Raw genomic sequence first — 23,276 nt, 5'->3', positions numbered from 1 at the left:
TTACATTCTGTCACGGCTTTAGTCGTTACATATTGTATCGACTATCGGCACGTGCGCATCGGCGCCACCGAACCACGAGGAGTGGTGATGAACCTTCGAACCGAAACAGAAACCTCAGGCGAAGATCCCGACTACGCCGAATTCGCCAGGCCCGGCGAATCCCGCAACGACCCGGCCGAGATGCGGCGCAGCCTCGAAGGCTGGCTCACGACCGTGCTGTGGCGAGGCTCGAAACCTTCCGTGACCTCGGTCGAGGTGCCCGCCGCGAACGGGATGTCCAACGAGACCGTGCTGTTCGATGCAACGTGGATCGAGGACGGGATTCGAGCCGAGCATCGCCTGGTCGCCCGTATCGCTCCGCGAGACAGTGCGGTGCCGATCTTCCCGTCGTACAACCTGGACCAGCAGTTTCGGGTCATGAGCGCCGTCGCAGCCCACACGTCGGTGCCGATCCCGCGCGTGTACTGGTCCGAGAGCAACCCGGACGCGCTCGGCGGCGAGTTCTTCGTGATGGAACGGCGCGAGGGCGAAATCCCGCCAGACGTCATGCCGTACACGTTCGGATCCTGGCTCTCGGAGGCTTCGGCGGACGACTGTTCTCGACTCCAGCAGTCATCGGTCCAGGTGCTGGCGGAGTTGCACGCTATGGCCGATCCGCACCTCGCTCTCCCCGAGTTGTGCGGCGGCGGTGCCGAACCGACTGGGGCAGAAGCACTTCGCGCGCACCTCGAGGACCAGCGACGCTACTACGAGTGGGCAACAGCCGACGGACCAGGATCTCCGTTGATCGAGCGCGGCTTCGACTGGATCGAAGCGAACTTTCCCGCCGATGCCGGTTCCGCAGTGCTCTGCTGGGGTGACTCGCGGATCGGAAATGTCATCTACCGCGACTTCGAACCAGCGGCGGTCCTCGACTGGGAGATGGCCACACTGGGGCCGCGTGAACTGGACCTCGGCTGGATGATCTTCCAGCACAGGTTCTTCGAGGATCTCGCTGCCATGGCCGGACTCCCCGGAATGCCGGACTTCCTTCGTCGCGAGGCCGTGGCAGAGGCCTACGGCTCGCTTTCCGGCCACCAGGTTGCGGATCTAGATTTCTACATCGTGTACGCCGCGCTGCGACATGCGGTGATCATGTTCCGAGTCCAAAGTCGCGCAGTGGCTTTCGGTCAGGCGGAATTCCCCGACAATCCGGACGAGATGATCCTGCACCACAAGACACTCGAAGCCATGCTCGACGGCACCTATTGGGAATCGCTCGCTACAGCCACGCTCACAACAGCGTCGGTCGCAACAGGAGATGCACGATGACACTGTCCCCGCTCGACGACTACCCGGTACATCAGATCGCCGAGACTATCCGCCACGTGGGCACCTCGGATCGAAACTTCTACGACCGCTACTACTTCAACTGCCATGCAGGCGTCGACGGCGACAGCGAGCCGCTGTTTCTCATCATCGGTCTCGGTCAGTACCCCAATCTTGGTGTGTGCGACGGCTTTGCGGTTCTTCGGCGCGGCGACGACCATATCGTCTTCCGGGCATCCCGCGCCTTGGGTGACGATCGTATGGACCTGTCAGTAGGCCCGTTGAGGATCGAGATCATCGAGGGTCTGCACCGTCTGCGGGTGGTGTTGGACCCGAGTCCCGAAGCGCCGGACCTGAGCTTCGACCTCACCTTCGAGTCCGACGGCCCCGCCAATCTCGAGGCCAGACATTTCCATCGCCAGCTCGAACGAGTCACCTTCGACACGCAACGATTCGTGCAGACCGGAACATGGTCCGGATCCCTGACCGTCGACGGCGACGTCATCCCGGTCACCCCGGCGACGTGGCGGGGTAATCGCGATCGATCCTGGGGTGTTCGACCGGTCGGCGAGGCGGAACCTCCTGGACGCAAGGCGGATCCGTCGATCGCCGGCAGTCAGAACTTCTTCTGGATCTACTCGATCATGCAATTCGGGGACTTCACCGTCGTCACGGTCGTTCAAGAGGATCAACAGGGACGCCGAATTCTGGAGGATGCGACACGCGTCTGGGCGGATCGTTCGCGCGAGCCGGAGTGGTTGGGTCGACCGGACCACCAGCTCACCTTCATTTCCGGCACCCGCGAGGTGAAGAGCGGAACTCTGTACTTCCGGCGTCCCGGTGCACCAGGAGAATCCGACCACATCCTGGAGATAACCTGCGAACCGATTCTGCCCAACTACATCGGTGTCGGTACGGGCTACGGACTCGAGCAGGATTGGCGCCACGGGATGTGGCAGGGCGAACTGGTGGTTCAGGGCCTGCGAGAGAAGGTTTCGGACATCGAACCGTGGAAGAAGATGCTGTGCCCGGTCGACAACTTGGCCCGGTTCACCCTTGTAGGAGACGGCGTAACTCGCACCGGGACAGGACTGTTCGAGGTAGCAGTCATTGGACCCCACCAGCGATACGGGTTCACCGGAATCGGTGATGTCGCACCGTAACTCCAGCTCACCAAACCACAAATCCCAAACTACAGAGAGAGGTACTGCCACATGTCCACACGCTCACGAATATTGTTCGCTCGCACTGCGAAGGCCGCCGCACTTGTTGTCACCGGAGGCCTGTTGTTTGCCGCTCCCGCCACGGCCATCCCGCTCGACTTGGGCTCTCTCAACACGGGATCGGTCGATCTCGGCTCGCTCGATCCTGTGCTCGCGCCGACACCGAACTTGGCCTCCGTGGCCAACTTTCGCGACGTCGCCGGCAATGACGGTAGGGGATACGCCACCGTCGACGGCTCGCACCTCAAGCGCGGCGTCATCTACCGGTCCAATGCGCTGACCGCGACCAGCGACGCAGACAAGGCGACGCTCACCGGCCTCGGACTTGCCGACGCCTATGACCTCCGCGGTTCAACCGAGATCTCCAACCCGTTCATCGGTGGCGCGGACAAGCTCCCGGACGGTGTGACGTACACGAACATCCCCATCGAGTTCAAGGATCTCACTCAGCTGGCCACAACGATCAAGTCGCCGGAAGAGGCCAAGCAGTTCTTGGTCGACACCAACCGCAGTTTTGTCACCGATCCCGTGCGCCGCGCCGGCTTCAAGCAGGTGCTCTCGGACATCGCTGCTGGTGACGGGGTGCAGTTGTTCCATTGCACTTCAGGCAAGGACCGCACGGGTTGGACCGCGATGTTGCTGCAGACCATCGCGGGTGTCCCCGCCCAGACGATCATGGACGACTATCTGTTGAGCAACACCTACCTTCAGGCGACCAACGAGAAGATCCTTGCGCAGATCTCTCAGGCTCTGAGCCCGCAGGTAGCGACCAATCTCGAGCCGGCCCTCGGTGTCGATGCGTCGTACCTGGAAGCTGGACTCGCGCAGATAGCCAGCGATTACGGAACCGTCGACGGTTATCTCACCGAAGGTCTCGGACTCACTGCGGACACGATCACGCTTTTGAAGGCCAAGCTAGTCGACTAGTTGCGCGCCGCTAAAACGCTTGAACGAACGAGTACCAGTCGCCGTCGAACTCCTGGTATCCGATCTCGCCGTCGCGGCGGGGCTTGCCGAGATATGGTGCGCCGTCGGGTAAGTACGCCAATCCGATCGAATCGATCAGACCGCCCTCGATGTGGAAGCGGCACCCGTTGCCGACGGGCCAGACCTGCAGGACCCGGTAGACGCCAATTGTTTGGTTGTCCAACGACTTCTGGCAATCCGCCGCCACTGCTTCGAGCGAATCTTTCGACAATGCAAACGCAACACGGGAAGGGACGGACAAGGTCACGATCGCGCCGGTGACGAGGACTATCACCGGCGCGATCGTGCTCAACCGGAGCGTTTTGTACTTCATCCAACCAATCAGGCTGAGTATCAACCACACTCCACCCAAACCCAGCAACACTGAGGCGGCGAGCGCGAAAAACGGAAAGTACACAACCGGCGGCATGAAGGACCACACGATGACGCCGCATGTGAGAGCGACAAGCACAGCGGCGACAATCGCTGTCACCTTTCACCAGGATGCCGGGCCTCCGCGCTCAGTTGTCGGATCACCGTCAGTCATTGGACAACCCTTGCACAAGGCAGTAATTGTGGGGTGGCAACGAATGGAATTGTTGCCACTGGTTTACGTCGAGGCCGTCGTGCGTTGAACCGAGAATTGGTCACTTTCAGCGCCGGCTATCTCTCTGATGCCGGAGGGTATGGTCGGATTGTGAACCAGGATCTGATCATTCGCCGCTACCTACCCTCGGATGAGGATGTGGTCGTCGACCTGTGGTCGCGCGCTGCCCGTGAAGCCCATCCATTCCTTGCAGGCGAGGGGACCGGTGAGCGGGAGCAGAAGATGCGAGAGGTCTATCTGATTCAGGCCGACAATTGGGTGGCTGAGCATAACTCCGAAGTTGTTGGCCTGTTGGGAATGATCGGCTCCGAGATCGGGGGGCTATTCGTCGCGCCGGCGTCGCAAGGGTTGGGTGTCGGTCGGGCGTTGGTCGAACACGCCACAACCATGCACGGCGAGGTGACACTCGAGGTTTACACACTCAACGATCGCGCACGCAGGTTCTATGCGCTGATGGAGTTCGAAGAAGAGGGGCGTCGACTCGACGTCGAGACAAACCATGAATTGATCACCCTGCGTCGTACGGCGCGAGACTCCTCCGTCACTCGGCCATGAGGGATACGGATGAGCCCAGAACGGGCCTGACATTGTGCACAGATCTGACGGCTACCGATTGGCTGGTCGATCAGGATTTGCCTTGGTATCAGTTGGCTGGGCGCGGCCCGATCGGATTTCCGAAGTATGCGCGCCTGCGGTTCATCCCAGATCCGAGCTTTCCCGGTCAGAAATCCAATGATGTCGATTTCGATCAAACCGGGCCGGAAGAGAAAGTGCTGATCGGCTTCGCCCTGGATGTGTTGTCCACTTACACAACCACACCCGACGAGTGCTATTTCTGCATGTGGACCGGGTGGGGGTCGGCAGTCGGTGATGACGTTCCGCGGTTCGAGATCCCCAATCGTGACTACTGGCTCTTCCGTGGAACGCTTGCCGACTACGCCGATTGGAGCGTGGAGAACTCAGCTCGTTGGCCGTGGGGTTCTTCCCCTGATCCGGCCTTCATCTGGCCGGCGGATCATGCATGGTGCATAACCAATGATGTCGACCCACATTTCGCGATCATCGCCGCCCCTGAGGAAGCGATCATTCGAATTGTGGCCGATTCGCGGATCGATGCCGTCCTCGACGACCCGGATATCGTTCCGCCGTATTGGCACTGACGACCGATCACGGCCAAGTCTCGAGTTCGACTACCAGCGTGTTCCAGCGGACGCCGAAATTTGTGGGGACCTGACCCGTCTCGCAGTACACCGTCGGCCCGTCGAAGACGACGTTGAAGAGACCGGAATGAATTGTCGTCAAGAGTGTTTCGTGTCGCACGAGGTGGCCGGGCCGCGCTTTCACCCGTACGCGCCCGGTGGGCTGAGTGCGGTATTGCGTCCAGAGGTAGCGATCCCACACCAGGCAACCTCTCAACCGCACCTCGCCGACGCTTCCGACATCGTCGCCGATCAGTGTCGTAAATCCGTGTCCGAGATGGGCTATGTGCTCAGTGCGGCCGTCGATTGTCACGGTCGCGATGCGTGCATCGATTTCGCAGCACACCTCGGCAGGAAGGTCCAACATTTCGGGACTGGCCCAGTAGGTCGTCGGTTCGCAAGTATCGCCAGGCATGGGGGTGTCGCGCCACGGTTCGAGATCCTCGAGCATCCAGAGTTGCGCCACCGTTCGAGTATCCCAACGCGTCTACGCTTGGGCTTGCTGGTCTGCCTGCAGGTGCTTGACCGGGCATCCCGTGGGGAAGGTGCCGAGGTCTTCGACCTTGTAACCGTTCGGGTAGCTGCGGATGTTGGGTAGCTCGCGGGCGAATTTCCGCTTCGTACGCACCGGGAAGAAGCGCAGCAGACGCGCACGGACCTTCAGCGCACCGCGCGAGACGACGCGCATCGCGGTGCTCGGGTGCTTGTAGTGGAAGGCGTCGAGTAGGTGATCGTCCATGAGGGCGAAGGCGAATCCCTTGACCAGAGCCTTCGGCGCCAGGTTGTTGGGCGGGAAGGTGCACATCAGGTCGAGGGTGGAATCGGCGACCGCCCGAGCGCCGGGGTCGAATGAAAAGTGTTCGCGCTCATAGTCGTCGAGAAGTCTGACGAACCCCTCGTAGGTGTCAGGAGTGTCCTTGATGTTCATGTACCGACCCAGGTGGCGGTAATAATTCGTCGACCCGACGATCTCGTTGTCGGTCATCTTCCGCCAGCCGTACTCGTCGAGCCATCTGACCGGCGTGACGACAAAGGTGGCCAGAACGTAGAGCATGTCGTCGTTGGAGATGTCGTAAGAACCGTGCATCTGATTCATTCGACGGACGCTCTTGCGGCCTTCGGTGCTGCTGAGGCCGTGCTCGAGGATGGCGTCGAGGATCAGGCTGGTGTCGTCGTAGCGCTTTTGAACCTTGTCGGTGAACTCGCCCGTCGAGAAGAGGAGCTTGCCGATCGAGGGAACCGCGTACGTGCGAAAGAGGGCGAAGCTGAGCGCCTGATTGATGTCCCAGGGAAACTCTTGCGCCGCGAGAATGCGCGACATCTCTTCGTAATCGGTTTCGGGATCGAGTCGATCCGTGCGACTGCGGAGGTCGTAGCGCTTCATCTGAACACTCCCTGGGACTGGTCTGCGCGCTGCAGAGGTAGGTGTGAGCTGCACCACCGACTGTAGTTCTGACAACACGCGTTGTCTAGGGGTGTGAATAGTCGACTTTCCATCGTTTCGGGCGTTGTACCAGGGGTATCCGGAGGGTGTTGTCGACCCGAGGAGCAGCTATGAGCGTCACACGCACGGCCGGGGTTTTTGCGGCCATCGGATTACCGATTGCCGCGAGCGTCATGTTCGCCGGAGTCGCCTCGGCTGATCCGCCCCACCCTTTCGGCGGCGCAGCCGTCACCATCGGGTGCCCGAATCAGGGGTCACTGGCCTCCTTGACCGGGCTCACCGGCCAGTCCGGACCAGAGTCCAATCCGCCCATCGCCAAGGGTGATATTCGCTTCGATTCGTTCCCGGCAGCCGCGCCCATTCCGGCGGCGGGTCAGGTGACCGTTGCGTGGGTCAACACCGACACGGGTAAGTCCGGAATCGTCGACCTGGTAGGGGCGTACCCGTATCTCTCTGCGACGGTGAATACCGGCGTCGGCAATGTCGTTGCGACGGCGTTCGGTTCGATCAATTGGGGCAGTAGTCCCATCTGCCAGTCGAATCCGACGATCGGCAGGTTCATAGCCTGATCTTCGGCCCCTGATCGTCACGGCCTGAACGGGCACAGGGTTGGCGGTATCGCGTGATTATCTGTCATCTCGGAGATACCGCCGTGTCCGTCCCATCCCATATTCTGAAACGTGTTAGTTGAAAGCATATTTCAGGGATGGAAAAGGTGGCGACGTGAACGGGTCGAGCGCGCGTCAGTTGATGAGCCAGATGCTCGTCGAGAAACGAAACAGTCTTGCGCCCGAAATGGTCGGCATGCGCTGCGAGGGTGCTCGCCGCATGCACGGCCTCAGTCGGCGTGATGTCGCGCAGATAGCCGACATCAGTTTCAATCACTATCAGCGGCTGGAACAGGGTACGTCCGTTGGTGTTTCGGCTCCGGTCATCGTACGTATCTGCGACGCCTTGTTGATGGAAGACGACGAGAAGGCGCGCATGCTGGCGTTGCACCAGGCATGGGCGCGCCCTCGTCGACCGCTGGCTGGATCCCGAGTTGCCGGACCTCAGGCCGCCGGTGAAATCTCCGGTAGGCAGCGGGCCAGTTCGGCCGGCGTGTAGAAGAAACTCCCGGCGCTCACCGGAGCGCACGGGGCAGCAAATGCTGTCTCGCGCTCGTTGTAGAGCATTCGGACCAGCCGATCACCGTCCGGTCCGGCGTAGACGTCCCACTGCACGTTGGCGGCCATCGGGCTGACATTCGCTCCGCGCCAGGGGTTGTTCGCATAGGTGTAGAGATCACCCTCGGCCTGCGAGACGGTGCTCCCCGGCAGTTTCAGGAGCGCAGCGAAGGGGATGATCGTTTCTGCGTGTGCAAACCGGAAGTCCGCTCCCGGTACGGCGGCGTCGCCGGTGTGTTCCTGCAAGCCGCGCAGGAACTCGTCGCGCAGGACGGTTGCCATCCGGTAGGTGACGTCTTCACCGGTGAAGCCAGGGCCCTTGGCGTAGAAGTCCTCGGCGTCGTTCGTGTACGCGAGCCACTGAGCGTCGTCGGAGTCGATGAACCGCTCGAAATTCCACTTGCCTTCTTCGGCCATGCCCGGAGTGATGATGTACGTGTTGTACAGCATGTACGCGGCGTCGACCTCGTTGTCGATCGTGCTGGAACCCTTGCCACGGTCGACGAGTGAGAACTCGCCCGCACTCAGCCGGTTCACGAAGTCCTCCGAGTAGAGCCTGAGCATCATGTGCCGCGAGACCTCGCGGGTGCGGGGAAGATCGGCGATCTGGTCGTCGACGGCTTTCAGTCGAGGATCCGACTCTTCGTAGTCCTTGTAGTCGGCGTTTTCATCCGAGTCGTGGAAGTAGAGAAGGTCGGCATCCGTGGTCACCGGCGCAACGTCACCGGCGACGGCCGGAAACGCACCGGTCAGGCCCTGAGCGAAGTTCTCGGCGCTGTCCACGGCACGGTCGACGCCCGACGAAGTCAAAGTGATGGTGCCCTGTTGCGCTGCGATGGCGTCGAACAATTGAGGGAGGCGCTCGGTGACGCGCGCTCCGAGCTGCCGATGTTCGGTGACCCCGAGTCCGCTGAGGTTGCCGTACCCCAGCTTCTTGTTGGCGTCCATGAGATCACGAAGCGCCGGGCCGAATTCCTTGCCGACGGGTGTCAATGCGTTCTCGGCTTCGGCGATTTCCCACAGCTGCAGGCTCAGGTCGTCGTACTTCAGGCTCGACAGTGCTCTGGAACCATGGCGCGCAACACTTTCCGTGTACACCGGGATGTATCCGGTCGGCGGCGCCTGATAGTCGGCGATGCGCTGGCCGGGAGTGTAGGGCGTCTTGGAGGTGAAACCGCCGTTGCTGACGGTCGGTGTCTCTGTCGAACCGGAACTCGAACCGGCGTCGAGCGAACCGAACGGTGACGCCGTGGCGATGGACTGGACGCTGCTGGTGACAAGCACGAGTCCGACAGCGCCGGCAGCGGCCAGCACGCCGAAGCGTGAGCTTCGCATGGTGAGTTGATCCTCTCCGTCGGTGCCGGGGTGACACGACGGAAGGAAAGTTAGAACAGCTAAGCGTCCGAATTGCACCTATTTGCCCATGTGCAGATGGACGCGGGGTTACAAGTTTCGGATCCGCCGAGCTCAGGAGGGTTTGGCGGCAATCCCGATCGACACGGAGAGCGACAACGCGATGAGGGTCATGGCCAGCCACTGGTAGCTCTTGGGCGTGGGCTGCTTCTTACGTCCGAACTTGCTCACTGATGTCTCCCGTTTGTCCGTGGGTACTCAGCACATATTACTGTTCCATTACCCCGATGGCGCGGTCGACGGGAAAAAGTGTGCGATCAGACAGGATCGGTCAAGTTGCAACAGTGACGCTACGGAGGAGCAGTGCGGTTGCGGCAACGATGATCACGTATGTCGTGACCCGATTCGAGGTGAGCAGAGAGATTCTGCGGGCGACCAATGTCCCGAGGGCGTGACCGCACAGCAACAGTGGGGACAGCGCGAGGGCTGTCAGCAGTTCGGCGCGAGTGATGCCCACCTGAAACTGCAATGCAGCCAGTGTGGCCGCGGCCATGAGGAGAAAGATCGTCGAGAGCGTCGACCGTAGTTCGGCAGCGTTCGGCGTCCGATATGTCAGTGAAAGTGGCGGGCCGGGCATGGCAGCCAGTGCGCCCATGAAGCCTGCCGCGATGCCGGCGCCGGCGAGTGCATGGCTGGTGCCGCCGAAGGACTTGCCCGTGAGGAGGGCTGCTCCCGCGGCCAATGCGACGACGGCAACCAACACGTGCACGACGGTTACCTCGACGCGGCCGAGGAACCACAGACCCGCAGCAATTCCGGGAATCATTGTGGCACTGGCGATCAGTACCGCTTTCAGGTCGCAGTGCCGGCGTTCCCGGATTGCGACCAAGCCCATGATGGGTAGCGTGAGAAGTAGAAGTGGTGCCGGAACCAGCTGTGGCGCAATCAGAATCAGGGCAGGGCCGGCGACCAGACCGAAGCCCGATCCCGTTGCCGACTGAATTGCAGACGAGCCGACGAGTACGCAGGCGACCAGGATAAGAATCACATTCCCATTCTCTGGGCAGTCTGGCACTGCCGGAAGATCCAGATCGTGCAAGCATTGAGGGGGCCAGTACCAGGAGGAACCGCAGTTGAGATCACACGAGAATTTGGATGATTTTCTAGCGGGCCGGTCGGCGTATCTCGATGCAGACACCACGATGCCGATGTACCGCCGCGTGCGCGCGATGATCGAAGATCTCCTTGCCCGAGGAGTATTCGACGGCGGACGGCCTATGCCGTCGACGCGGTACCTCTCCCAGGAACTCGGGGTCTCACGTAACACCGTTGCTGCCGCATACGACGAGTTGATTGCGCTCGGTGTGATCGAGAGCAGGCCTCGCAGTGGGCTTTACGCGGCAACGCCGCTGACACGCGCCGCGGCCGAGTCCGTCTCGTCGGCCGAACCCGTCGATTGGTCCACGTTGCTCCGACCCCGTGAGAGCGTCGAATTCACTCGTACTCTCGGGCATCCCGACGCTTTCGACTACCCGTACCCGTTCATCAGCTCCCAGCCCGAATTGCGTTCCTTCCCCGTGCGCGGTTGGTTGCGCGCCGCGAGTGAGGCAATGACCGGGCCGCATCTGCGATACAGCGTCCGTGACGCCGTCGATCAAGATGATCCGTTGCTCGTCGAGGCGCTCCGCAAGGAGATCCTGCCGTCGCGAGGAATCGAAGCGAGTTCCGACGAGATTTTGGTGACCAGCGGCACCCAGCAAGGGCTTTCGCTGATCGCCGATGTTCTGCTCGGGTCGGGCAAGATAATGGGTTTTGAGAACCCCGGATACCTCGATGCGATGCACATCTTCAAGCGCTCCGGTGTGGAATTGTCCCCGGTCCCGGTGGACGGTAGGGGGGCGGTGTTCGATCGATCGACGGTGTTCGATGCCATGTACCTCACACCGAGCCACCACCACCCCACCAACGTCACGCTGAGTCTGCCGCGCCGGAAGCTACTTCTCGAATTGCTCGAAGAGAGAAACGGTTTCGTGATCGAGGACGACTACGACAGTGAATTCCGCTTTCGCGGTCGGCCGACCCCCTCGCTGAAATCGATCGGAGACAACCGTCGAGTCATCTACCTCGGATCCTTCTCGAAATTTCTCTCGGCGGGTCTTCGGATCGGTTACATCGTCGCCGATGCTCCAGTCATTGCCGCACTTCGGGCCGAGCGTCATCATCGAACCAAACACCTGCCCGGTCACATCCAGCGCTCGCTCGCGCTTTTCATCACCTCGGGGGACTACCACAAGGTTCTGCGCTCGCACCGTCGTCGACTCAAGCAGAATTGGGAGATCATCACCGAGTCGATCAACACGTACATGCCACGTGTGGAAGCATCATCGTTTCCTCCGGGCGGTGTCAGTGTCTGGTACACCGGCCCGGAGGATCTCGACGCTGCAGAGTTGACCGAAAGGGCAGCGAAGCAGGGGATTCTTGTTGCTGACGGATCGCGATACTTCTTTCCCGGCACCGGCTCGCACAATTGCTTGCGGCTGGGCTTCGGTTCGATAGCCCAGCAGTCGATCGAGCCCGGCATCGCCCTGCTCGGGGGTATTGCTCATCGAATGCTCGACGAGACTCGCCGAATCAGTGGGTGAGGCCCCTGGCTCGGTGTGCTCTGGCAACCCGGCCGACCGCGAGAGCCATCGCGGCGCGTCTGAGTGTGGATCCGGTAGTCGCAGCCTGATCGAGTACCGACGACCACGCTGCGGTCATTCGATCATCCAGTCCACGCTCGACGTCGGAGAGCGTCCACCAGTAACCTTGTTGTGCCTGAACCCATTCGAAATACGAGACCACAACTCCTCCGGCATTTGCGAGGATATCCGGCACCACAAGCACTCCGGATCGTTCGAGGATCCTGTCCGCCTCGGCCGTGGTCGGTCCGTTTGCGCCCTCCACGATGATGCGAGCACACACCCGAGATGCATTGTCGGCATTGACAACGCCCTCGACTGCCGCCGGCACCAACAGGTCGACATCCAGTTCGAGTACCGCCGCCGGATCAATCGGGAGTCCTCCACCGAACGCCGCAACTGTGCCACGTTCTTCGGAATGTGCCCGCAGACGCGACAAGTCGAGACCGTCGGCGTTGTGCACTGCGCCGAATCTGTCACTGACGGAGATGATTCGAACCCCCGCCTCGGCAAGGTAGTCTGCGGCATCCGCGCCGACTTTGCCGTATCCCTGAACGACTGCCGTCGCCGAGGACGGTGCAATGCCTTCTTTCGCCAAAGCCAACAGCGAGATGTGAGCGACGCCGCGAGAAGTGGACGTCCGTCGGCCGAGCGAGCCGCCGAGATCAAGGGGCTTGCCTGTCACAACGCCCGGGACACCACGACCCCGAGTTGCGGAATATGCGTCCATCATCCAGGCCATGGTCTGCTCGTCGGTGCCGACGTCCGGAGCGGGAATATCGTTGTCCGGCCCTATGACGGGTGAGATTCCCTGGGTGTACGTCCGGGTGAGACGTTCGAGTTCGGCGGGGGACAGTGTCCGGGGATCGACGTCGACTCCGCCTTTCGCCCCGCCGTAGGGGATGTCGAGAAGCGCACACTTCCATGTCATCCACATCGCCAGAGCACGGACTTCGTCCAGATTTACCTCGGAGCTGTATCGGATCCCACCCTTGGCCGGCCCGCGGGCGATGCTGTGCTGCACCCGGTATCCGGTGAAGACCTCCACGTCGCCGTTGTCGCGGACAAGAGGAACGCTGACGGTCGTTTCACGCCTGGCAGCGCCGAGGATGCGGTGCAAACCTTCGGGGTAGCCCAGGACTGCCACTGCCTCCGCGAGTTGAACACGCGCGTCGTCGAGCGCATTCGCCTGAACTGTCGGCACTGTCACCGGGGGCCGTCGTAGTAGGAATCGGCTACGTCCAGCGCAGTGTCGAGCATGGCAAGCGCAGCGTCGACTTGTGCGGGGGTCACGGTGCACGGCGGGACCACGTGGATGCGGTGGTAGTTGTTGAAGACCAGCAGCCCCGCCTCCCGCGCCGCTGTCATGGTCCGACCGATCGCAGCGTTGGTGCCGCCGTACGGGGACAGTGGTTCGCGTGTCTCACGGTTCGTGACGAGATCGAGTGCCCAGAAGACTCCGAGACCTCGGACGTCTCCGACGCTCGGGTGTTTGTCAGTGAGAGCAGCGAGCCCCGGACCGAGTGACGTGCGGCCGATGAACTCGGCATTCTCGACTATGCGTTCCTCGTGCATCGTCGTGATGGTGGCCACGGCGGCGGCGCAGGCGAGCGGGTGGCCGGAGTACGTCATGCCGCCGGGGTACGGACGCTCGGCAAACGAGTTGTAGATCTTCTCACCGACGATGACTCCACCGAGGGGCACGTAGCCGGAGTTCACTCCCTTGGCGAAGGTGATGAGATCGGGGACGACATCGTAGTGGTCGATTGCCAGCCAGGCTCCCGTGCGACCGAAGCCGGACATGACTTCGTCACAAATCATGACGATGCCGTATCGGTCGCAGATGTCCCGGACACCCTTCAGGTATCCGGGCGGTGGCGGCATGATGCCGGACGTGCCGGGAACCGATTCGACGATGATTGCTGCAAACGCTGACGGACCTTCGAATCGGATCAGAGTTTCGAGGTGCTCCAGTGCGCGCTCGGACTCCTGTTGCTCCGTCTCGGAACGAAACTCGGACCGATAGAGAAACGGTCCGTGAAAGTGGACAGCTCCTGAGTTGCCGTAGTCGTTCGGCCAGCGACGGTGATCGCCGGAGAGATTGATAGTCTCCGCCGTCGCACCGTGGTAGGAGCGGTACGCCGAGAGAATCTTGTATCGACCGGTGTGGAGGCGCGCCATGCGGATTGCGTGCTCGTTGGAATCCGCACCGCCACTGGTGAAGAAGACTCGATCCATCCCCTCGGGGGAGATCTCGGCGATCAGTCGCGCCGCTTCGGACCGAGCCTCGTTCGCGTGAGCAGGTGCGATGGTGCACAATTTCGCTGCCTGTTCCTGGACGGCGGCGACAACCTTCGGGTGCTGATGTCCTACGTTGGTGTAGACGAGTTGCGAGGAGAAGTCGAGATATTCCTTGCCTTCGCCATCCCAGAGGTAGCAACCTTCACTACGTTCGACAACCATGGGTTGCAACGACTTCTGAGCCGACCACGAGTGGAAGACATGCGCTCGATCCAGTTCGTAGGTCCGTTGTGACGTGCTGAGTGCGGGAGCTGCCATGGCAGAAACCTCCTGATCGAGGGTTGAACTTCTTCAGTCCACTCAATGATGGAGAACAGTGGTGGCCCGTCGCCAGATCCAGATCGGACGCGATCTGGAGGGGCCAGTTACACAGAGGAACCATCGCGTTAACACGAGTCGAGTACGTTACGACTGGCCCGAGAAAATGACCCTGCAGGTGGCACTGGAGCAGGTGCCAGATTATGAGCAGACTGGTGAGCAGTTCATTCGATGCCGATGGGAATCTCCCAGGGCATGAACAACATTCACCAGCAGGATTCTGCAGCATCATTCTCGAAGGAGTTCCCCACTATGTCCGTCATGAAGACTCCAGTAGCTGTGGTCACCGGGGCCAGCAGTGGCATCGGCGCGGCGACGGTTCGGCACCTCGTCAAGGAGGGATTCGATGTGGTGATGGGTGCGCGCAGGATGGATCGGCTAGAGGAGTTGGCGGCCGAAACGGGCGCTCGCGCTCTACCTCTCGACGTGACCGACGTCGCCTCGGTTGATGCTTTCTGCAACCTGATCGAGCGCTGTGACGTGTTGGTCAACAATGCCGGTGGCGCGCTCGGCGCAGACAGTATCGCCGATACCGACGAGGCGGACTGGACCGCGATGTTCGATGTGAATGTCCTGGGTGTCCTGCGCGTCACGCAACGGTTGCTGCCACGGTTACGTGAGAGCGGGAACGCCACCGTCGTGAGTATCGGATCGATCGCCGGCCGCGAGCCGTATCTGGGAGGGGGAGGGTACAACGCTGCGAAACATGCTGTGACAGCACTCACTCGGGTGTTGCGACTCGAACTTCTCGGAGAGCCGATCCGTGTCTGTCAGATCGATCCGGGCATGGTGGAGACGGAGTTCAGCATGGTGCGCTTCGGCGGTGACAAGGAGCGTGCCGCCGCCGTGTACGCCGGCGCCGATCCACTGACCGCCGACGATATCGCGGATTGCGTTGCTTGGGTCGTCACTCGCCCGAGTCGGGTCAACGTCGACTCGATGCTTGTACTGGCCCGCGATCAGACCTCGGCTCAGCGAGTACACAGGAGGACCGCATGACCACCACCAGTTCCCCGCCGACCGCGGTGGCGCCGTCGTTGGAGACCGGGAGGCCTGATCGAACACCCCTGCGCAGAAAAAGACACCTGTCGTCGAAGCGATTGCGGTCCATCGGTGTTCGTGTAGTTGCGTTGCTCGTCTTTCTGGTTCTGTGGTGGGGAATCACTGCTGCCGGTGTGATCGACGAATTGTTCCTCCCGTCACCGAAGTCGGTATGGGACGCGTTCGTCAGAGCCAACACGTGGCACCAGATTGCGCCCGGTGTGGATCGTGAAGTCCTCGGTGAGCAGAACTACTTCCTGTGGGAGCATCTGATCGCGAGCGGCCAACGGATCGCTGCCGGAGTCGGTGCGGCCGTGATTGTCGGCCCCCTCATCGGTTTCGCCATGGGGATGTCTGCGCCGATACGCACCTTCGTCGAGCCGTACTTGAACTTTCTTCGTGCATTGCCCCCACTCGGCTACATCGGATTGCTCATCGTTTGGTTCGGTATCGGTGACACTTCGAAGATCTGGCTCCTGTTCCTGGCTGCATTCCCTCCGATAGCCATCGCCACGTTGAACGGAGTCACCTCGGTCAAGGTCGACCAGATCAATGCGGCAAAAGCATTGGGTGCAAGCCGAACCCAGGTTCTGACCAACGTGGTCTTTCCATCGACGCTGCCGGAAGTGATCAACGGCATCCGTATTGCAGTCGGATTCGCGTGGACCACTGTGGTGGCAGCCGAACTCAACAACGGTATTCCGGGCATCGGCGGACTGGCCTATCTGGCCGGAACTCAGCTCGATACGCCGTTGACCATCGCCTGCATCATCGTCATCGGTTGTGCTGCGCTCGTTCTCGACTCTGTGATCAAAGCGATCGGAACAGTCGTGGCGCCATGGAAAGGTAAGGCATGAAAATCAATTCGAGAAAGCTTGTCATCGCCGTCATCGCGTCCGGAACTCTGGGCATGAGCCTGACTGCGTGCGTGGAGACGGGGCGCGGTGAGATGAGTCGATCGACGGGTGCCACGACCAGTTGCCCCGTGACAGTGAACGAGTCGATCACGACTACCGCGCGGATCGGCTACCAGGACATCCCGAACGGCGATCTGATCGTCAAGGATCAAGGTTTGCTGGAAGCCTGCATGCCCAATGCCGATATCACTTGGAGCAAGTTCAGTTCGGGGCAAGACGTCGTCCAAGCCTTCGGTTCTGGCAGCCTCGATCTCGGAACACTCGGTTCGAGTCCCGCTACCATGGCCTTGTCGTCGCCGCTGAACATTCCGATGCAAGTGATATGGATTCAGGATGTGATCGGGAAAGCGGAGTCTCTGGTGGTCAGGGATCCGTCGATCACCACGCTGGAAGGGTTGCGCGGCAAAAAGATCGCAACACCTTTCGGCAGCACCTCTCATTACAGTCTGCTGGCCGCGCTCGGCGCCGCGAACATGTCGGCTGACGTCACTTTGATGAGCCTGAAGCCGGATGCGATGCTCGGCGCCTGGCAGGGCGGCCAGATCGATGCGGCGTGGGTCTGGGACCCGACATTGTCGAAGTTGACAATAGACGGTCGCGTCATCCTGAGTAGTGGGGATGTGGCGAAACAGGGCGCACCCACCTTCGATCTTTCGGGAGCCACAACGGCTTTCACTACATCGAACCCCGAGTTCATGGAGATGTGGACGAAGTTGCAGGACTTTGCGGTCGGACGGATCAACGCCGATCCCACCGCAGCAGCCGTCTCGATGTCTGCACAGCTCGGCATCGCACCGGACGTGATCATTCCTCAGCTCGTGGGGTACACATATCTTTCGGCTGCAGAGCAGGCCGGCCCGGACTATCTCGGTGGGGCTTTTGCGCAGAGTTTGGCAGGAACAGCGGAGTTCCTTCTACAGCAGGGCAATATCGATGCGGTCAGCACGCCCGGCAAGTATGCAGACGGAATCTTCAACGATGCGGTCGCGAAGGTGGGACAGTCATGACAACGGAAGGTACGGACCTCAGTACTCGAGTAGTTCTCACAGAGGTGCGCAAGGAATACGTCACCTCCGACGAAACGGTCGTCGCCCTCTCGTCGACGAGTTTGACCTTCGAGCCCGAGGAATTCGTATGTGTCGTAGGTCCTTCCGGTTGCGGTAAGACTACGCTGCTCCAGATGCTGGCTGGGTTCCAGACGCCCACCGAGGGAACCATCATGGTGGGAAACACCCACATCAAAGGCCCGGACCCGGACCGTGGTGTGGTGTTTCAGCATTCGAATCTGTATCCATGGTTGTCGGTGCGGGGAAACGTCGAGTTCGGGCTCAAGATGAGGGGTGTTCCGCGCCGCGAACGCGCTGACGAAGCCGAACGTATGTTGGAGCTCGTCGGCCTGGAGCAGTACGGAAACCGAAAGCCGTACCAGCTGTCGGGTGGTCAGCAGCAGCGATGCCAGATTGCGCGCGTCCTGATCACCGACCCACGAATCATTCTGATGGACGAGCCTTTCGGCGCTCTCGACGCTATGACACGCGAGAGGCTGCAACTGGAACTGCTCGAGTTGTGGCGTGAGCGTCGCAAGACGGTTTTCTTTGTCACGCACAGTGTCGAGGAGGCGATTTTCCTCGGCACGCGGGTCATCGTGATGGGAGCGCGCCCTGGACGGGTGATCTACGACCGCAAGGTGTGGTTCAAGAAAGGCAGCCCTCGGTCGACCGACACCGAAATCCGCTCGACGCCGGAATTCGTCGCCATGCGAGACGAAGTAGCGGCCAAGATCTACGAAGCACAGGGATTGATCGGCGCCACGGTTGCGCTCCACTGAACGTGAGGATTTTGTAAATGAAAGATGTTCGGAAGAAACGATTTACCCGTACCGCCGGCTGCATCGTCGCCTTGGGTGCGATGGTCTCCATGGTGGCGTGCTCCAACGCGAACGCCGAGGGGTCTCTCTCGTTCGGAGAAGAGCCGCCTGCACCGCTGTCGCCGGGAACATTGGTCACGTCGCACGACTTGACGGAATCGGCCGCATTGCCAAGCGCAGCAAAGAACCAGCGCGTCACTTATATATCCCAAAGTGCCTCCGGCGAAGCCATTCTGGTATCGGGAGTGGTCGCCATCCCCAAGACGCCGGCTCCGGTTGGAGGCTGGCCGGTCGTCAGTTGGGCGCATGGAACCACCGGCGTAGCCGATGCGTGCGCACCTTCCGCTGATACGCCGAACGGACCGGTCCACGACTACCTCTCGGTGGTCGATCAGACCCTTGACCGGTGGGTCGAAAACGGTTACGTCGTGGTGCAGACGGACTACGAGGGCCTGGGCACACCCGGCGGTCATCCGTACATGAACGGAACCAGTGAAGCCAATGCCGTAACCGACATCGTTCGCGCTGCGCGTCAGATCGACGAGCACGTCGGCAAGGACTGGTTTGCCATGGGCCACAGCCAAGGCGGGCAAGCTGTGGTCTTCACCTCGGCTATCGGCAAGGACCGAGCACCTGAGCTGAACTTGAAGGGTGCGGTGTCGATCGCTCCAGGGAACGGAACCGCGCAGATTCCGGAACTGGTCGCGTCCGGTAATCAATCTATGGCAGGTGGAGTGCCATTCGTTCCGATCATTCTTCTCGGAGTCCAGGCAGTCGATCCGTCGGTCGTCCCCGAGCAACTTCTCTCGGATCAAGCGCAACCGCTGCTCGAGGCAGCGCGGACTGGTTGCCTGGCGGCGGTGAGAGCAGTGCCGCCGGTTCCCGTCGACCAGATCTTTCGTGAGGGCGCAGACCTGACAGCTCTAACGGCGAACTTGAACGAACAGGAACTGACGACTGTTGCGCCAAAGGTGCCGACGCTGTTCGCGCAGGGGACGGCTGACGTTCTGGTGTCGGTGGCCAGTACCACCGGCGCGGTAGAGGATTTCTGCGCCAAAGGGTCGGCTGTCGAATTCAAGACCTATGAGGGCGCCGACCACCGTGGCGCAATCGCGGCTTCCTACGAAGACGCGAAGGACTTCACGAGCAGGATCCTCGCGGGTGGTCGCGTGACGCCAGGTACTTGCTGAACGACATGTCGGAGGGCGGGCGAGCCTGGAGGCCCGCCCGCCTTCGTCGTCAAGAGGTCGTGCGCAGCTCCCGTCGCAAGATCTTGCCCGTGACGGTCTTGGGCAGTTCCTCCACCAGCACCACGGAGCGTGGGTACTTGTACGCCGCCATCCGCTGCTTGCAGTGATCGATCAAGTCTTCCGGCGTCACCGAGGCCCCCGCGACGAGGCTGACAAACGCCTTCACCGTCTCACCGCGGTATTCGTCGGCGATCCCGACGACTGCCGCCTCACGGACTGCGGGGTGCTCGGCAAGAACGTCCTCGACCTCGCGTGGCCACACCTTGTAGCCGGACGCAATGATCATGTCCTTCTTACGGTCGACGACGTAGAACCAGCCGGCTTCGTCCATGAAACCGACGTCGCCGGTGTGGAACCACCCGTCGCGAATGGCCGACGCACTCTCCTCCGGCTTGTTCCAGTAACCGCGCACCACCTGTGGACCACGGACGACCAATTCGCCGATCTCTCCGATCGGCAGGACCGCACCGCCCTCGTCTTCGATGCGGACCACGGTGTTGGGTACTGGAACGCCAACGGACAGTGCCCCGGACGTGGGGTCGACGGGCGTGTCCGCCCCGACGGGAACGGCGTGAGTGGGCGACGTGGTCTCGGTCAGCCCGTAGATGTTGTGCAGCGCAGCACCGGTCATGGCGCGGACTGCCTCGGCGGCTGTCGGCGAGATGGGTGCGCCGCCGGAATACAGCAACCGCATGGAGGTGAAGTCTTCGGGCGCGCAACCCGGAGTGTTGAGCAGTGCGGTGAACGCAGTGATGGCGCCGACTGTGAATGTCGGGCGGTGCTCACGAATCGCGTCGAGCATCACCTCGGGCTGGAAGCGGTAGGCAAGCACCAGCGGCATTCTCGCCAAGACGGACACCGCGATGTGACCGATCAACCCCGTGATGTGGAAGAGCGGTGCGACGCCGAGAACCGTGTCTTTCGGGGTGAGCCCCAGCCAGTCACGGTAGACCTGGGCGTTGAAGGTCATGTTCGCGTGAGAGGTCATCGCTCCCTTGGGCGGACCTGTGGTCCCCGACGTATAGGTCAGTACCGCAATGTCTTCCGGTGCAGCGTCGGTAGTGATCGGATCGCCGAGACGATGCTGGTCGATCAGCGTCGCGAGATCGTCGGTACCGAGATCCTTCTTCACGATTCCGTCGAAAACCCGTGGATCGTTGCGGCTTTGGTACTCGAGTTCCGAGGTGGTGATGACTCGCCTGACCGGCGAGTCGGAGACGACGTTGCGGCCGACGGACTCGTAGAGCCCCTCGAGAGCGATCAGAACCGCTGCTCCGGAATCTTCGAGTTGGTATCCCAGTTCTCGTTCACGGCTCATGGGATTGATCGAGACTGCGACGCCGCCGGCTTTCCAGATTCCGGCGAGGGCGAGCACGAATTGCGGAACGTTCTGCAGGAAGAGTGCGACACGGTCTCCCTTCGTCAGACCACCTGCTCGTAGTGCGCGGGCCAGGGCGTCACTCTGCTGATCCAGTTCGGCGAAACTGAGTTGACCGTCGAAGTACTTCACGGCCGTGGCGTCCGGATCAGAGCGGACCGCCGCTGCCAACAATTCGAGCATTGTGGGCTGTTCGACGTCGATGTCGGGGGGAACGTCGTTGCGGTACAACGCCAACCAAGGGCGATCTTCGTATGTCATTTGATGGCAACCGGATTCACGGGAGAGCCGCTGGCCTTGGCAACCTTGAGCGGTGCGGCGACGTACAAGAACGTGTACTGGCCGTCGGACGCGCAGTCCGCGGCCAGCTTCTCCAGATCGCAGATCTCGGTGAACACCACACCGAGGTTGCGCATCAATGCGTTGTGGAGAACCAGTGCCACACCGTTTTCGGGGTCGGTGGTGACCTCGTTGGCAATGGTGTCGGTGACGAGGTTCGGAATCTCCATGTCCTGGAACCACTGGACGAGTTCGGGGCTGTAGATCAAGCCGGGCTCGCAGAAGCCCTCGTAGAAGGCTTCGCCCTGGTCGAAGAACAGCTTGAGGAAGTTGGTGCGGATGACGAGAATGTCACGCTTCTCGATGGTGACGCCCTGCGCTTCGGCACAGGCCAAAAGATCATGGTGCGTGAAGGTTTCGGCCTTGTCGAGGTTTTCCTTGCCGCGGAACTTCGCCATGTCGAGAAGTACTGCGCGTCCGACGACGCCGCGGTCGGCAATCGGTTCGACGCTGGCCTTCTCCAGGCCGCCGACAGTGGTATCAGCCGAGTATCCGTTCCACAGGGCGCCGTCGTACCAGACGTGGCCGAGTGCGTCGTACTGCGTCGAGCCCTGCAGGAACGCGTCGATCTTGTCGTCCGCGTAATGCAGGCCGCCGGGGAAGTTGGGGGCGTCGTCGCCGTCCCAGCTGCTCTCGTCGAAGATCTGTGTGCGCTCGGCGGGGCTCCGTCCCGGCCAGACCGGATCACCCTTGGGATCGCCGATAAGACGTTGGAGTGTGAACACGGAACCCTGCTTGATGGTTCCGACGCCGCGAAGCACCTGTCCGGCGTCGAGGTAGTTCAGTGAACCGACCTCGTCGGACTCTCCCCACTTGCCCCAGTTACTGGGTGCGTCGCGCAGGAGTTCTCCAAGATATGGCGCCTCGGTCATGGTGATTCGATCCTCTCGCTACCGACACCGAACGATCGCTCGGGCGGACCTGGGTCTTTGTGATCCACATCATGTTCAGGCCGATAACTAGTAGTCAACACGTTCATAGATTTCCGTGGTCATCGCATTGTTGGAAATCCTATGTTCGGCAATACTGAACACTGTGACCGAATTTGAGAATGCTGTCCTGATCGGGGCGTCGATCCGGCAAGCGCGGCGTCACAGCGGGCTCTCGCTGCGTGAATTGGCCAGGCGTCTCGATGTCAGCCCGGCCACCCTCAGCGCTGTCGAGACCGGAAAGACCAGAGTCAGCGTCGACCGGTTGGCGGCAATCGGCGGGATTCTCGGAGTGCGTTTCGACGCTCTGCTCCCGGCTGCGATAGTGCGTCCGCCGGAACAGCCGCGATGGGGAGGCGACGACGCCGACCCGGACGCACATTTTCGCCCGAACGAGTGGCGAAGGTTCGGTCCGAGTTCGTTCGATCCGGTGTTGGCTGCCGCGCTCGCGGAGATGGTGAAGACCGGATATCACGGCGCTGCGATGCGTGAGATCGCCAAACGTGCGCAGATGAGTGTTCCGGGTCTGTATCACCACTATTCCAGTAAGCAACAGATGTTGGCCGAAATTCTCGACCTCACCATGGCTGAACTCAACACGAGATCGTTGGCGGCTATCGAAGAGGGCGAAAGTCCCGACGAAAGATTGGCTTTCCTTGTCGAATGTGTGACCTTGTTCCATATCTATCGGCGTGATCAAGGATTTCTCGGCGCCAGTGAAATGCGCAGTCTCACAGCCGAGAACAGGTTGCGCATCACGGAATCACGCAACTACCAGCAATGGTTGATGACGAAGCAAGTGGACGACGGAATCGCCGCCGGTGTGTTCGAGACGGATCGGCCGCGACAGGCCGCGCGTGCGATTGTCGTGATGTGTGTCTCTGTCGCGCAATGGTATCGGCCGAGTGGGCCGCAAACGCCCGAGGAAATTGCACGTGACTACGTGCGTTTTGCGCTCGATCTGGTGCGCCTTCAGCGACCGTGACGGA

The 23,276-nt window shown here is 61.2% G+C and carries 23 protein-coding genes; 14 read left to right on the top strand and 9 right to left on the bottom strand.

Annotated elements, in window-relative coordinates:
* The first annotated feature begins 87 nt into the window (after positions 1 to 87).
* From ACKAMS_RS07965 to ACKAMS_RS07955, 3 genes are read left to right on the top strand one after another with little or no spacing between them, the layout of a single operon-like run.
* Positions 88 to 1,311 (top strand): phosphotransferase family protein, encoded by a 1,224-nt coding sequence (locus ACKAMS_RS07965; RefSeq protein ID WP_408988843.1) that lies wholly within the window; start codon positions 88 to 90, stop codon positions 1,309 to 1,311.
* Positions 1,308 to 2,471 carry a hypothetical protein gene (locus ACKAMS_RS07960; protein ID WP_408988842.1) on the top strand — a complete coding sequence of 388 codons (1,164 nt, stop codon included), beginning with the start codon at positions 1,308 to 1,310 and terminating at the stop codon, positions 2,469 to 2,471. Before ACKAMS_RS07965 ends, ACKAMS_RS07960 begins: the two co-directional genes overlap by 4 nt.
* Before the next feature lie 51 nt (positions 2,472 to 2,522).
* The gene (locus tag ACKAMS_RS07955; protein WP_408988841.1) at positions 2,523 to 3,458 is read left to right on the top strand and encodes a tyrosine-protein phosphatase; all 936 of its coding nucleotides are present in this window, start codon (positions 2,523 to 2,525) and stop codon (positions 3,456 to 3,458) included.
* A gap of 10 nt (positions 3,459 to 3,468) precedes the next feature.
* Here the strand turns inward: ACKAMS_RS07955 and ACKAMS_RS07950 are convergent, their stop codons facing one another.
* Complete coding sequence (locus tag ACKAMS_RS07950) at positions 3,469 to 3,990, bottom strand: hypothetical protein (protein WP_408988840.1); 522 nt, start codon at positions 3,988 to 3,990, stop codon at positions 3,469 to 3,471.
* 204 nt (positions 3,991 to 4,194) lie between these two features.
* Between ACKAMS_RS07950 and ACKAMS_RS07945 the strand changes: the two genes are divergently transcribed.
* Both ACKAMS_RS07945 and ACKAMS_RS07940 read left to right on the top strand, forming a co-directional pair.
* A complete protein-coding gene (locus ACKAMS_RS07945) occupies positions 4,195 to 4,659 on the top strand; it encodes a GNAT family N-acetyltransferase (RefSeq protein WP_047889327.1) in 465 nt (154 codons plus the stop codon).
* Complete coding sequence (locus ACKAMS_RS07940; RefSeq protein ID WP_047889328.1) at positions 4,656 to 5,264, top strand: hypothetical protein; 609 nt, start codon at positions 4,656 to 4,658, stop codon at positions 5,262 to 5,264. Before ACKAMS_RS07945 ends, ACKAMS_RS07940 begins: the two co-directional genes overlap by 4 nt.
* Positions 5,265 to 5,271: 7 nt before the next feature.
* Here the strand turns inward: ACKAMS_RS07940 and ACKAMS_RS07935 are convergent, their stop codons facing one another.
* Both ACKAMS_RS07935 and ACKAMS_RS07930 read right to left on the bottom strand, forming a co-directional pair.
* Positions 5,272 to 5,769 (bottom strand): hypothetical protein, encoded by a 498-nt coding sequence (locus ACKAMS_RS07935; RefSeq protein ID WP_047889329.1) that lies wholly within the window; start codon positions 5,767 to 5,769, stop codon positions 5,272 to 5,274.
* Between the two features lie 21 nt (positions 5,770 to 5,790).
* On the bottom strand, positions 5,791 to 6,687 hold the full coding sequence (locus ACKAMS_RS07930; RefSeq protein ID WP_047889330.1) for an oxygenase MpaB family protein: 897 nt from the start codon (positions 6,685 to 6,687) through the stop codon (positions 5,791 to 5,793).
* 170 nt (positions 6,688 to 6,857) lie between these two features.
* Between ACKAMS_RS07930 and ACKAMS_RS07925 the strand changes: the two genes are divergently transcribed.
* A complete protein-coding gene (locus ACKAMS_RS07925) occupies positions 6,858 to 7,316 on the top strand; it encodes a hypothetical protein (RefSeq protein WP_019746277.1) in 459 nt (152 codons plus the stop codon).
* Between the two features lie 154 nt (positions 7,317 to 7,470).
* Positions 7,471 to 7,854, top strand: a complete 384-nt coding sequence (locus tag ACKAMS_RS07920; protein ID WP_029254127.1) for a helix-turn-helix domain-containing protein — start codon at positions 7,471 to 7,473, stop codon at positions 7,852 to 7,854.
* Here ACKAMS_RS07920 and ACKAMS_RS07915 read toward each other — a convergent pair.
* Together ACKAMS_RS07915 and ACKAMS_RS07910 are read right to left on the bottom strand one after the other, a co-directional pair.
* Positions 7,800 to 9,248: a histidine-type phosphatase gene (locus ACKAMS_RS07915; protein WP_047889331.1), complete on the bottom strand. Its 1,449-nt coding sequence runs from the start codon at positions 9,246 to 9,248 to the stop codon at positions 7,800 to 7,802. The genes ACKAMS_RS07920 and ACKAMS_RS07915 overlap by 55 nt on opposite strands.
* A 349-nt stretch (positions 9,249 to 9,597) precedes the next feature.
* Positions 9,598 to 10,314, bottom strand: coding sequence for a TSUP family transporter (locus tag ACKAMS_RS07910; protein WP_047889332.1), 717 nt, complete (start codon positions 10,312 to 10,314; stop codon positions 9,598 to 9,600).
* A gap of 85 nt (positions 10,315 to 10,399) precedes the next feature.
* On the opposite strand from ACKAMS_RS07910, the gene ACKAMS_RS07905 reads away from it, so the two are divergent.
* Positions 10,400 to 11,908, top strand: coding sequence for a PLP-dependent aminotransferase family protein (locus ACKAMS_RS07905; RefSeq protein ID WP_185564482.1), 1,509 nt, complete (start codon positions 10,400 to 10,402; stop codon positions 11,906 to 11,908).
* Here the strand turns inward: ACKAMS_RS07905 and ACKAMS_RS07900 are convergent.
* Together ACKAMS_RS07900 and ACKAMS_RS07895 are read right to left on the bottom strand one after the other, a co-directional pair.
* Positions 11,898 to 13,157: a Glu/Leu/Phe/Val dehydrogenase gene (locus ACKAMS_RS07900; protein ID WP_047889334.1), complete on the bottom strand. Its 1,260-nt coding sequence runs from the start codon at positions 13,155 to 13,157 to the stop codon at positions 11,898 to 11,900. The two genes, ACKAMS_RS07905 and ACKAMS_RS07900, sit on opposite strands and share 11 nt — an antisense overlap.
* Positions 13,154 to 14,506 carry an aspartate aminotransferase family protein gene (locus tag ACKAMS_RS07895; protein WP_047889335.1) on the bottom strand — a complete coding sequence of 451 codons (1,353 nt, stop codon included), beginning with the start codon at positions 14,504 to 14,506 and terminating at the stop codon, positions 13,154 to 13,156. Before ACKAMS_RS07895 ends, ACKAMS_RS07900 begins: the two co-directional genes overlap by 4 nt.
* A 321-nt stretch (positions 14,507 to 14,827) precedes the next feature.
* Here ACKAMS_RS07895 and ACKAMS_RS07890 point away from each other — a divergent pair, with 321 nt between their 5' ends.
* Genes ACKAMS_RS07890 through ACKAMS_RS07870 form a run of 5 tightly spaced genes read left to right on the top strand, consistent with a single transcriptional unit; the run spans position 14,828 to position 19,581 of the window.
* Positions 14,828 to 15,565, top strand: a complete 738-nt coding sequence (locus ACKAMS_RS07890; protein WP_080909426.1) for an SDR family NAD(P)-dependent oxidoreductase — start codon at positions 14,828 to 14,830, stop codon at positions 15,563 to 15,565.
* Positions 15,562 to 16,464, top strand: a complete 903-nt coding sequence (locus ACKAMS_RS07885) for an ABC transporter permease (RefSeq protein ID WP_080909336.1) — start codon at positions 15,562 to 15,564, stop codon at positions 16,462 to 16,464. Before ACKAMS_RS07890 ends, ACKAMS_RS07885 begins: the two co-directional genes overlap by 4 nt.
* Positions 16,461 to 17,531 (top strand): glycine betaine ABC transporter substrate-binding protein, encoded by a 1,071-nt coding sequence (locus tag ACKAMS_RS07880; protein ID WP_047889336.1) that lies wholly within the window; start codon positions 16,461 to 16,463, stop codon positions 17,529 to 17,531. Before ACKAMS_RS07885 ends, ACKAMS_RS07880 begins: the two co-directional genes overlap by 4 nt.
* A complete protein-coding gene (locus tag ACKAMS_RS07875; RefSeq protein WP_047889337.1) occupies positions 17,528 to 18,352 on the top strand; it encodes an ABC transporter ATP-binding protein in 825 nt (274 codons plus the stop codon). Before ACKAMS_RS07880 ends, ACKAMS_RS07875 begins: the two co-directional genes overlap by 4 nt.
* A gap of 17 nt (positions 18,353 to 18,369) precedes the next feature.
* Positions 18,370 to 19,581, top strand: a complete 1,212-nt coding sequence (locus ACKAMS_RS07870; RefSeq protein WP_080909334.1) for a lipase family protein — start codon at positions 18,370 to 18,372, stop codon at positions 19,579 to 19,581.
* Between the two features lie 49 nt (positions 19,582 to 19,630).
* On the opposite strand, the gene ACKAMS_RS07865 is transcribed toward ACKAMS_RS07870, so the two are convergent.
* On the bottom strand, positions 19,631 to 21,280 hold the full coding sequence (locus ACKAMS_RS07865; RefSeq protein WP_029254129.1) for a class I adenylate-forming enzyme family protein: 1,650 nt from the start codon (positions 21,278 to 21,280) through the stop codon (positions 19,631 to 19,633).
* Entirely contained in the window at positions 21,277 to 22,230 is a 954-nt protein-coding gene (locus ACKAMS_RS07860) for a cyclase family protein (RefSeq protein ID WP_003943547.1), read from the bottom strand. The genes ACKAMS_RS07865 and ACKAMS_RS07860 overlap by 4 nt, the downstream gene beginning before the upstream one ends.
* Positions 22,231 to 22,345: 115 nt before the next feature.
* Between ACKAMS_RS07860 and ACKAMS_RS07855 the strand changes: the two genes are divergently transcribed.
* On the top strand, positions 22,346 to 23,272 hold the full coding sequence (locus ACKAMS_RS07855) for a TetR family transcriptional regulator (protein ID WP_029254130.1): 927 nt from the start codon (positions 22,346 to 22,348) through the stop codon (positions 23,270 to 23,272).
* Positions 23,273 to 23,276: the final 4 nt, after the last annotated feature.

The organism is Rhodococcus sp. 5A-K4, assembly GCF_046097995.1.
In the GTDB taxonomy this organism is placed as follows: domain Bacteria; phylum Actinomycetota; class Actinomycetes; order Mycobacteriales; family Mycobacteriaceae; genus Rhodococcus_F; species Rhodococcus_F erythropolis.
The sequence above is the reverse complement of the archived record's forward strand: the minus strand, read 5'-3'. Positions and strand labels throughout refer to the sequence as shown.

What these genes read in the sequence shown, in the direction of transcription:
- ACKAMS_RS07965 (WP_408988843.1), top strand. Translation starts at nt 88, where the DNA reads ATGAACCTTCGAACCGAAACAGAAACCTCAGGCGAAGATCCCGACTAC.
- ACKAMS_RS07960 (WP_408988842.1), top strand. Translation starts at nt 1,308, where the DNA reads ATGACACTGTCCCCGCTCGACGACTACCCGGTACATCAGATCGCCGAG.
- ACKAMS_RS07955 (WP_408988841.1), top strand. Translation starts at nt 2,523, where the DNA reads ATGTCCACACGCTCACGAATATTGTTCGCTCGCACTGCGAAGGCCGCC.
- ACKAMS_RS07940 (WP_047889328.1), top strand. Translation starts at nt 4,656, where the DNA reads ATGAGGGATACGGATGAGCCCAGAACGGGCCTGACATTGTGCACAGAT.
- ACKAMS_RS07930 (WP_047889330.1), bottom strand. Translation starts at nt 6,687, where the DNA reads ATGAAGCGCTACGACCTCCGCAGTCGCACGGATCGACTCGATCCCGAA.
- ACKAMS_RS07925 (WP_019746277.1), top strand. Translation starts at nt 6,858, where the DNA reads ATGAGCGTCACACGCACGGCCGGGGTTTTTGCGGCCATCGGATTACCG.
- ACKAMS_RS07915 (WP_047889331.1), bottom strand. Translation starts at nt 9,248, where the DNA reads ATGCGAAGCTCACGCTTCGGCGTGCTGGCCGCTGCCGGCGCTGTCGGA.
- ACKAMS_RS07895 (WP_047889335.1), bottom strand. Translation starts at nt 14,506, where the DNA reads ATGGCAGCTCCCGCACTCAGCACGTCACAACGGACCTACGAACTGGAT.
- ACKAMS_RS07890 (WP_080909426.1), top strand. Translation starts at nt 14,828, where the DNA reads ATGAAGACTCCAGTAGCTGTGGTCACCGGGGCCAGCAGTGGCATCGGC.
- ACKAMS_RS07885 (WP_080909336.1), top strand. Translation starts at nt 15,562, where the DNA reads ATGACCACCACCAGTTCCCCGCCGACCGCGGTGGCGCCGTCGTTGGAG.
- ACKAMS_RS07880 (WP_047889336.1), top strand. Translation starts at nt 16,461, where the DNA reads ATGAAAATCAATTCGAGAAAGCTTGTCATCGCCGTCATCGCGTCCGGA.
- ACKAMS_RS07875 (WP_047889337.1), top strand. Translation starts at nt 17,528, where the DNA reads ATGACAACGGAAGGTACGGACCTCAGTACTCGAGTAGTTCTCACAGAG.
- ACKAMS_RS07870 (WP_080909334.1), top strand. Translation starts at nt 18,370, where the DNA reads ATGAAAGATGTTCGGAAGAAACGATTTACCCGTACCGCCGGCTGCATC.
- ACKAMS_RS07865 (WP_029254129.1), bottom strand. Translation starts at nt 21,280, where the DNA reads ATGACATACGAAGATCGCCCTTGGTTGGCGTTGTACCGCAACGACGTT.
- ACKAMS_RS07860 (WP_003943547.1), bottom strand. Translation starts at nt 22,230, where the DNA reads ATGACCGAGGCGCCATATCTTGGAGAACTCCTGCGCGACGCACCCAGT.